The organism is Candidatus Marinimicrobia bacterium CG08_land_8_20_14_0_20_45_22 (genome assembly GCA_002774355.1).
Taxonomy (GTDB): Bacteria; Fidelibacterota; UBA2242; order UBA2242; family UBA2242; genus 0-14-0-20-45-22.
Genome location: PEYN01000092.1, coordinates 1 through 9,710, shown reverse-complemented (window position 1 = coordinate 9,710; position 9,710 = coordinate 1). Strand labels below are relative to the sequence as shown.

Genomic DNA, 9,710 nt, shown 5'->3' with positions numbered 1-9,710 from the left:
CCGTGAACAACGGTAAAATTTTCTTCAATTATTTTTTCCGGCAGTTCACCCAAAAACTTTTTATTTTCTTCAGTTAGTTGTGATGATGTCCACAAAACCGCCGCTTTTGCATTATCGTTAAACCACTCTATATCAAATAATCCAACTGTTGCCCTGTCGTGATTTCCCGTCACAATCTTTAAATTTTTTAATTTTTTAATTTTTTCAATGCACTCATTCGGTTCCGGTCCGTAGCCGACAATATCACCGCAACAGATGTATCCGTCAACATTTTGTTTAGTGATTTTGGTTAATACATTCTCTAATGCTTCAAGATTTGAATGTATATCCGAAAAAACTGCATATTTCACAAGAGATATTATACATAAAATTATTTAGATGTCAACCTTGACAAGCGATTTTTTTTTTGGTAAAATATAAAATATGGAACTAATTGTTGAAATAGGACCCAACAGGGGCAGTGTATATAAGATCGGTCAAAAACGGACAAGTATCGGCAGAGTGCCGACCAATACGATTGTTTTTAACGACGATAAAATATCCAGGAACCATTGTGTTATAGAAGAACGGGATGGCAGATTTTTCGCGAAGGATTTGGGTTCAACCAACGGCACTTTTGTCAATAATGTAAAAATCAGTGATACGGAATTGCATCACGGCGATATGATAACCGTCGGTAGTTGCGTATTTCGTGTTGATATGACGCCAAGCAAAATTGCCGAGATTGAGAGAAATGCAGGTATATCGGGTGCTGTATTGACGACCATCGGAACAGCCGCTCCTCTAAAAATAAAAGAAGATATAAATAAAACGATTTCTTCCAATGCAACGATAATCCGTTTTAATCAGCAAAAAGCGATTTCAGACACACAGGATGCCCAAGCATTACGAAGAGCAATTAAGAATCTTAATACTATTTACGAAGTCAACAATGCTATCAGTTCAATGTTTAATCTTCAGGAACTTTTCAATAAAATTATGGACACAATATTTTCCGTTATAAAAGCCGACCGCGGGTTTATTATGCTGATAAACGAGCAGTCGGGTGATTGGGAAGTGCCGGTCATAAAAAAACGAACTGAAAACGGCAAAGATGAAACGCCGACGCTCTCCAAAAGTATCGTGAACAGAGTTTTGCAAAATAGCGAGTCCGTGCTTACTTCCGATGCAGCGTCAGATGAGCGGTTTGCTTCAGGCCAATCAATAATAAGTTTCGGGATTACATCTTTAATGTGCGTCCCTCTTAAAAGTAAGGAGAAAATTATCGGCGTTATCAATGTTGATACGAAAGGGACCAAAGGAAGTTTTACGAAAGATGAACTGGAACTTTTATCTGCGATAGGTAATGTCGCGGGTGTTGCCGTACAAAATGCCCGCCTTGTTGAAAGTAATATCAAAGCGACAAGAATGACTGCTATCGGTCAGACAGTCGCCTGCCTTTCTCACGATATAAAAAATATTCTTCTTGGATTGGACGCAGGTGCTATGGTAGTTGATATGGGATTGAAAAAAAATGATTCATCCAAAGTTGAACACGGCTGGACTGCTGTAAAAAGATGCAAAGATAAAATTGCGGATTTAGTTTTGGATATGCTTAATCTTTCAAAAGACAGAGAGCCGTCTCTTGACGAAGTAAATGTAAAAGATTTTATTGATGATGTTATCGTAACCTGTCAGGCTAGGGCAGATGAAAAAAAGATTAAATTAAAAAGTGTATGCGCCGATAATATACCCGCCATTTTTTTTGATAAAAAATCAATGGACAGAGTAATTTCAAATCTTGTCTCCAATTCCGTTGATGCGGTTGAAAAGGACAATGGCGAGATAACAATCTCTGCTGAATTTGATACCGGGGCAGATTCCCTTATTCTAAAAGTGACTGACAACGGCTCCGGAATACCCGCAGATAAAATCACGAAAATTTTTGATATGGATTTTTCAACAAAGGGCTCCAAAGGAACCGGCATCGGACTTGCTGTTGTCAAAAAGGTTATTACCGAGCATAAAGGAACAATTGATGTTTCATCCGTTGCCGGCAAAGGAACGACATTCAGGATAATCCTGCACCGTTTTCCGAAAACAACAAGCGAAGCGAAAAAATGAAAAATAAAAAAGTCGGAGTCGCGAAATATTTTTTTTCTTACTTTCTTACCTTCTTATTCTCTTACTCTCTTTCCGCTTCTGAAAAAGTCGTGATTTCCTCGCGGGATAAGAATGTCAACGAAATAAGCGATATTGATATTTCACAGGACAATAAATTTATTGCGGTGGCGACAAGATACTGGGTGGAATTGAGAGATATCGACACATTACAGTTGATAAAGAATTATGAAGGGTTTTCAACCATTGTGAATTGTCTGGCTGTTTCGCCGGATTCTTCTTTAATTGCGGTTGGTTGCACCGACGGTGTTGTCCGATTATGGGATGTTTCTTCTTCAAAAGAGATCAAGGTTTTTAAGGGACATAAAAACCTTTTAACCTGTTTGGTGTTTTCTAAAGACGGCAGAAAACTTGCCTCTGCCGATTGGAGCGGAAATATTTATGTTTGGGATGTTGCATCCGGTAAAGGAATTAAGATGAAAGAAGGTGTTCACAAGGCAGCTGTTAAATCGCTTGCTTTTTCTTACAGAGGGGATGTTCTTGCTTCAGGCGGTGGAATCGGAGATAATTTAATTGTTCTCTGGAATGTTACAGACGGCAAGGTTGACGAGCGGCTTACCTATCATACATCCGGCATTTCATCTCTTATATTTGAAAAACATCTTTTATATTCTGCAAGTTGGGATAAAACGGTGAGGGTCTGGGATACAAGAGCCCAAACCGTTTCAACCGTCGCAACTTTTGACGATTTTGTCAATTCAATTGCTTTTTCACCGGATAAAGAAAAGATTGCCGTCGGAGGCGTTAATGGTAAAGTTACGGTTATGGACATCGCTGCAAAAAGAGCGGAAAACACAATCCAGCCGGTTTCGGAAAATCTGATAAAAATTTTATATCCCGTTGACGGAAAAATAATATCAGCCGGCGATAAAAATATTCTGACAAAAAATGAGATAGAAGTAAGAATAAGCGAGGTGCCGGAGGTAGGAAGCGATATATGGTTAGATATGAATTTAGGCGACATCGGCGAACTTTTTGATATGCTTAAAGACCCCGCCAGTGAAACGGTTTTCCTTGCAACTGAAAAAAAGGGATTGCTGAAATCGGTTGACGGTAAGACAAACTGGCAGCAGATGGGACAGGAGATTAAAGATACCGTTACGACGCTTGCGATGGACGATAAAAAGGTTTTATATGTCGGAACGAAAAGTAAAGGTATATTTGAATCAAAGGATGCAGGTACTTCATTCAGTGGAAACAATGACGTATTGTTTGAGGTATCCCCCGGTGTTTATCCGGAGGTCTTTGATATAGAGATACAGCCGAAGACCAATAAAAAATTTATTGCCACCGGAAAAGGAATTTTTAAAAAAGAAAAAAAATGGAATAATGTGTCCGACAAAGTCGTTTCCAAACTTTGTTTCAATCCGAAAGACAATAAAAAACTTTATGCGGGTTCTAAAAAAGGAGGGTTGTTTCTCTCAAATGATGCAGGGAAATCGTTTAATTTACTTCTCAAAGAAAGAGAGGAAGACCATCCCGTCAGAGAAATTGCTGTCAACCCCGAAACGGACGAGATATTTGTTGCCAGAGGTGATGAAGGAGTGCTTGTAAGTGCCGACGGTAAAAATTTCAGAGAAAAAAATTTCGGTTTGCCTCCCGGCAAAAAAACAGTTTATTCCCTGAAAATAGATTCGCGAAACAAGAACAATGTTTATGTCGCTACGGAAAAAGGTATTTTTACATCAAACAATAAAGGCGATACATGGAAGGACTACAGCGACGGTATGGATAAAAAAACTCCGCCCAAGGCGATACTTGTAAGCGATACGGGTCGGGTGCTTGCCGGCGGAAGCGGCGGGCTTTTTGAAGTTGGCAAGGTCAAGGAAAAAAAGGTTTTAAGCAGCATAAATTTTGAAACGGGAAGCGACAGAATCATCCCGCAGGCATTTGATGCTCTTAATAAAATCGTTGAGAGTGTAAAATTCAGAGATAAGGTGCAGGTAATAATTCATGGACATACCGATAATGTCGGCGATGAGAACTACAACATGCAATTATCTATTAACCGTGCGATAAGTATTAAAAATTTTTTTATTGAGAAAGGTATTGCAAAAAACAGAATAAAAACATTTGGTTTTGGAGTGACAAAACCGCTGGTATCAAATGTGACTGAAGAAGGAAGAGCCAAAAACAGGCGGGTTGAAATACTTATTGCGGAGTAACATCAAATTAACACAGATGTCATGCTGAACGAAGTGAAGCATCCCGTTTTTGATTACGAGATTCTTCGGGCTTCGCCCTCAGAATGACATTTCTTATTGTATTATTTCCAATTTTTCTTTTGCAAGTTTTACTGCTTTTTCAACGGACGGGAAATCCTGCAGTACTTTTTGATATGCAATTCTCGCCTTCCTTGTATCACCGAGTGCCGTCTGAATATCACCGACACCTAAATATGCCATCGCCTGTATTTCTGAGTTATCAGGATGGTTGGATATACAGTTTTTTAATACCTCAAGCGCCTGGTCGGTATCGCCTGTTTTATTAAGAACAGCGGCTGCAAATATCTGTGCAAAGCCCGTTTCATCATTTTGTTCGGGATATTCGGCAATCACTTTTTCATAACTTGAAATTGCCTCTGAATTTTTTCCGAGTGCAGTATAGACATTACCTTCTAAAATAAGTGATTTTGCCCCGGCGGATTTATCGTCGGGAAATTCTTCACGCGCCTTTTTAAAAATTTTTATTTTTTCATCAGGTTTATCTGTCCGCATCGCAGAGTCAATTAACTGCTGTGCGGTTTTTTTTACGGTAAGTTTTTTTAAGCCCGCTATTAAAGAAACAACTACCGCAAGAATAATTAAAGTTATTGCGAATGGTTTTATCGGTATTTTTTTACCTTCTTTTTTCTCAACGACAGGTTTGACTGAAAGAACTTCCGAAAGGTCGGAGATGACCTTTTTTATCGTCTGATACCTTAAACGCAAATCCGTTTGAAGCATTCCGGTAATTATTTTGTCTATTCTTTTGTCAATGCCGGGAATAATTTCGGATGGAAGCGAGAACCTTCCGACGGGCAACTGGCCGGTCAGCATCTCATAAAACATCACGCCTGTAGAATAGATATCGGAACGGCCGTCAACATTTGCCGACTGCCGTTGTTCCGGCGACATATAATTATAAGTTCCCATTACGACATTTGCGCCGGTAATATTCAGGTTTGAGCCGACTGTTGCAAGTCCTGCCAGCCCGAAATCGGCTATCTTTAGATTTCTGTCAAAATCAAACAGAATATTTTCCGGCTTGATGTCCCTGTGAACGACGCCTTTTTGATGGGCATATTCCAGAGCGCCGCAGACAGCAGTAATTATTCGCAAGGTTTCCTTTAACGGCAATCTCCCTTTTTGAAGTTCTTTTCTTAAATCAAACCCTTCAATAAATTCCATTACAAAATAATAAACATTTCCAAAATGACCTTTATCATAAACGGCGGTGATGTTCGGATGTTTCAGCCCTGCTAATACCAGCGCTTCCTTGTCAAACCTCTGTAAAAAATTTTCATCCTGAGAAAGTTCTTCGGGCAGGATTTTTATTGCAACGGTTCTTTGGAGTGATATCTGCCGGGCTTTATAGATATATCCCATCCCGCCTTTTCCTATTTCCTGTAAGATTTCATATCCGGGAATATTATGTTTTGGCGTGAATGTTACAATTTTTGTTTTATGTTCGGCTGGTGGCGTTGATTTGTCGGAAATTACGGTTCGTTGCTGGGATGTCTCGTCGCTGTCAAAAGCGGCTCCGCATTTTTTGCATTTGACCTTTTGACCTATTGATATTTCCAGTATGTCGTTCGGTGTTCCGCAATAAGGACAGTTTTTATACATTATACACAAGATTACAGCGATAACAACAACGATTACGGCGATAAGAGATTGCGGTTTATCGCTGTTATCTGCATCTATATCGTTGTAATCATTCTTTTAGATAATCCATTTTTCGGTTTTCTGGATTTTTAGAAGTTCTTCTTTTGCCTTTTTTATTGTTTCATCGGGAATTTCGGATTTTTTGGTGGCTATGGTTTTCTTTATTGACCTCAAAATCATTCTTTTTATGTGATAATCCGGCTCATTTATTTTATCAATCAGTATATTTAATGTCCCATCGGTGCCGATTTCTCCTAATGCCCAAAATCCGCTTGCCCTTGTCCACTTGTCTGTATCATTTATCATTCCATTAAGAAATTCCATAGATGCTTCTGGATTAAACTTATACAAAATTTTTGCGGCATTTGCCCGAACCCTGTTATCCTTATCTTCAAAAAACGGTTTTAGTATTTTTTCGGCAACCGATGCGTCTTCATTTACAAGTTCCGCCTCAATCACCTCTATGCCTTTCGCCCTGATGCGGGCATTGGGGTCATTCAACATCTCTTTTGGAGTGATGCCCGGTGCCTCCAACTGCGGAACATTCGGCTGGTTAGCAAGGCGAAGTTGCATATTTCCCTGTGTAAGTGCGATATTTTGTTGATAAACCATACCCAGAATTTTTTCCTGTTGCTGAACCAATACCGCCTCTCTTCTTGCCGCCGCTCTTGACATCCCGTAATATACAAGGAAAAATATTACGCCGAAAATTAAAACCCCCGCTCCGATAGTAATTAAAAGAGTAGAACGTTGTCCTTTCATAGCCGAACCCAATGCTTCGTCCTTTTTATTGAGTATTTCCATAAGACGAGCCCTTTCTTCATCACTTTTTCCGATGAGCGTCCGCAAGGTATCTTGCGGCTCTGTATATGCCTCAATAAGTTTTGATTGCTGCTGCTGGACTGAATCAAAAAGTTTTGACATCATTTTTTCGTCGCTTCCGCCGCCGATAACGACCAACCCGCCTGCCGCACCCGTTGCCCCGCCTTGAAGTGCAATAACCTGCTGCTGCGGTCTTAATTGTTTTTCGCAGAGATAAATCATATCCTGTATGTCTTTATTTTCGGGGATATATTTCACCGCTTTTTTCAAATACGGCACCGCATCATTATATTGTTTCTGCTCGTAAAATCTTGTTCCCTGCTCAATTAAAAGTTTTATGAATAACGCCTGCATTTTTTTGTTATCTTTTTCAATGGCAAGACCGTCTTCAATGTTTTTTATTGCAGCGTCGGTATTCCCCTGAAGATATTCCTGCACCCCTTTATCAAAATAGATTTTTGCCGACCCACCGACAGAATAAAGGCAGGTTAAAGGCGTGAAAGTCACGAAGTAAAAGGTTAAAATTAAAATCAATTGGACAAAAAACTTTTTCATGAAATACTCCCGTTTTATTGTGTAATATATTCTAAGACCGTTTCAAGTTTTTTCAGTATTTCCGACGCCTTTTTATTGTTCGGATTTATTCTTAAAACCTTTATCAATGTTTTTCTGCATTCAATATACTGTTTCTGCGACATCAGTTTTTCCGCCTTTTCAAGATAGTCGTTTTCTATAACAGATGCGACATTCGGGTCAAGTTCTATCGCTTCCTGAATTTTCGCGCCCGCCTCGTTTTCCTTCCCGATGTCTATGAGATTAAAGGCATCCTGAAATGCTTTTTCTGCACGGTATTTTCTTTCGTTGACGGCGATTTCATCCAAAATTTTCTGCGCACCCTTGTGATTGATATTGAGTTCAAGTGTTTTTTGCGCCCTGTTTTTTGCGGTATCAAAATCTTTTTGATTGAAAGCGGACAATGATTCGTTGTATGCGGTCTCAATTTCCAAAGCCACTCTCTGCTTTGCGATGATTTTTTCCTCTTCTGTCGGCAGAAGCCCGAATTTTATCCTTAAACCGAAGCGATGGGTTATATCAAATTGATGAAATCCGCAGGCATAATCAAAAATAAAATTTCTTGTTTGAAGCCCGGCGCCTGCCGTCAGTTCTTTGTAATTAATTCCTGCTCTTATTACAAAATCAACAAGCCGCGTCGGATAACTGAACTCGGCTCCGTTAAACCATCTTAAAAATGTTTTACCCGACCCGCTTGAGTAAAGGTTGCTATCGGGCAGCAGGTTGACCAACATCGCATCGGAGGCGACGAGCAGTGATTTCTTACCGAAATTCTTTTCCCATCCGATGCCGCATCTCGCATTTGCTGGAAAAACATCCTTCTGTGATGTATTGTATTTTGGTTTGAAGGTCGGCGACACAACATTTTGCAACATCAACCCGGCCGATAAATTTCCCGTGACAAACGGAATTTCAGACGGAAGATGATAAAGCCCGCCAAGGTCAAGTCCGTAACCCGTCGCCGAATGGTCGTAGATATTCTGTGTGGCAAGTTTTAAGTTACAGCCGGCATCAAACTGCTCGCCGAATTTTCTGGCGTAAGAAATCATGAATGTATTATTGACATCAGAAAAAGTTGTCCCCTCGCTTGACCCGTCAAAATCCGTTTTTTCTATGTCGTCAACACCGAGCCGAATCCATGAAACGCCCAGAACATTTCTTTTCATAAACGGGTGTGCATAACCGGCAAAACTGTATTGCGTCTCAAGAAAAAGTTGAGAATATAAAAATGATGTTTCCCGCCATGTAAGTTGCGAAAGCCCCGCCGGATTGAAATAAACGCCGGCTGTGTCGTCTGCCAGAGCGGTGTATGCGGAACCCATTCCCAATGCCCTTGCATTCGCGGAAAAACTTGTAAGGTATTCGCCGGGAAAACCCGCATGCCCTTTTTGCTCGCCGTAGTTTATATCAAGTGCAAAAAGGCAGATAAGAGATAAGAGATAAGAGATAAGAGATAAGAATAAAATTTTCTTTATCATTTTTATGTTTTGCGTCAGTTCTGTGTTTTGTTCCGTGTCAGTTCCGTGTTCCTTACTTCAATACCGCTATTTTTCTTGTTTCCTTGAATGTTCCCTTTGTATTTTTCGCTATAATCTGGCAGATATATGCCCCGTTTGCAACGAGCATTCCGTCGTCATTTCTGCCGTCCCACGCGATTTTGTTTGAATAACCTACAGATGTTCCCTTACCGCCCTCGTCGCCTTTTGCGAACTCCATCTTTTTAACAAGGTCGCCTACAAGATTGTAAATTCGGATTGTAACATCGCTGTCTTCCGTGAGAATGTATCTGATAACCGTGCCTTTAATTCCGTTCGCCTCGGGGTTGTCAGAATCGTTCGGATTAAACGGATTGGGAAAATTCGTGACGCCGCTTAAGTCCTTTTCCGGCGCTTTATATGCTAAAAGGGCAAAAGTAGAAAAATGGTTTAACCTGGCAGAACAAACATTATTTCTGAAATCAACAGTAGAACCCTCCACCAATTCCCACATATTTTTTGTTTCATTAAGGCAAAAAACTCTTAAATATTTCTCTTGCGTCAATGTGCCGTCAACATATCCGTCATTATCAACATCCGCATATTTAATTGACAAGGTGTAATCTTTGGCAAGTGTTGTGAGCGGCTGATTTTCTCCGTCAGTACAGGTAATTTCATAGCCGTCCTGCGAAATGGGTTTAAGCAGAGGATTGCTGTAAGTATCTTTTGTCGCCGCTAAAAGTTTGGTTGATGTTGCCGTGGTAAGTGTATCGGTTTTTATATATGCGCTTCTCGGAAGCGTGTTTGAAGAAAA

The 9,710-nt window shown here is 40.1% G+C and carries 7 protein-coding genes; 2 read left to right on the top strand and 5 right to left on the bottom strand.

Features of this window, described 5'->3' with window-relative positions; translation table 11 throughout:
* A partial coding sequence (locus tag COT43_05830) for a metallophosphoesterase (GenBank protein ID PIS28739.1) occupies nt 1-350 on the bottom strand: 350 nt, incomplete at its 3' end.
* Nucleotides 351-423: 73 nt separating this feature from the next.
* Between COT43_05830 and COT43_05825 the strand changes: the two genes are divergently transcribed.
* Together COT43_05825 and COT43_05820 are read left to right on the top strand one after the other, a co-directional pair.
* Nucleotides 424-2,103 carry a hypothetical protein gene (locus COT43_05825; GenBank protein PIS28738.1) on the top strand — a complete coding sequence of 560 codons (1,680 nt, stop codon included), beginning with the start codon at nt 424-426 and terminating at the stop codon, nt 2,101-2,103.
* Nucleotides 2,100-4,325 (top strand): hypothetical protein, encoded by a 2,226-nt coding sequence (locus COT43_05820; GenBank protein PIS28737.1) that lies wholly within the window; start codon nt 2,100-2,102, stop codon nt 4,323-4,325. The genes COT43_05825 and COT43_05820 overlap by 4 nt, the downstream gene beginning before the upstream one ends.
* Before the next feature lie 93 nt (nt 4,326-4,418).
* On the opposite strand, the gene COT43_05815 is transcribed toward COT43_05820, so the two are convergent.
* The 4 genes from COT43_05815 to COT43_05800 all read right to left on the bottom strand — a co-directional run.
* A complete protein-coding gene (locus tag COT43_05815; GenBank protein ID PIS28736.1) occupies nt 4,419-5,987 on the bottom strand; it encodes a hypothetical protein in 1,569 nt (522 codons plus the stop codon).
* A gap of 96 nt (nt 5,988-6,083) precedes the next feature.
* Nucleotides 6,084-7,403 (bottom strand): hypothetical protein, encoded by a 1,320-nt coding sequence (locus tag COT43_05810; protein ID PIS28735.1) that lies wholly within the window; start codon nt 7,401-7,403, stop codon nt 6,084-6,086.
* A gap of 14 nt (nt 7,404-7,417) precedes the next feature.
* Complete coding sequence (locus COT43_05805) at nt 7,418-8,899, bottom strand: hypothetical protein (GenBank protein PIS28734.1); 1,482 nt, start codon at nt 8,897-8,899, stop codon at nt 7,418-7,420.
* 52 nt (nt 8,900-8,951) lie between these two features.
* A partial coding sequence (locus tag COT43_05800) for a hypothetical protein (protein ID PIS28733.1) occupies nt 8,952-9,710 on the bottom strand: 759 nt, incomplete at its 5' end.

Excerpts from the sequence above, each read along its gene's own strand:
- COT43_05825 (PIS28738.1), top strand. The coding sequence starts at position 424 with ATGGAACTAATTGTTGAAATAGGACCCAACAGGGGCAGTGTATATAAG.
- COT43_05820 (PIS28737.1), top strand. The coding sequence starts at position 2,100 with ATGAAAAATAAAAAAGTCGGAGTCGCGAAATATTTTTTTTCTTACTTT.
- COT43_05815 (PIS28736.1), bottom strand. The coding sequence starts at position 5,987 with ATGTATAAAAACTGTCCTTATTGCGGAACACCGAACGACATACTGGAA.
- COT43_05810 (PIS28735.1), bottom strand. The coding sequence starts at position 7,403 with ATGAAAAAGTTTTTTGTCCAATTGATTTTAATTTTAACCTTTTACTTC.
- COT43_05805 (PIS28734.1), bottom strand. The coding sequence starts at position 8,899 with ATGATAAAGAAAATTTTATTCTTATCTCTTATCTCTTATCTCTTATCT.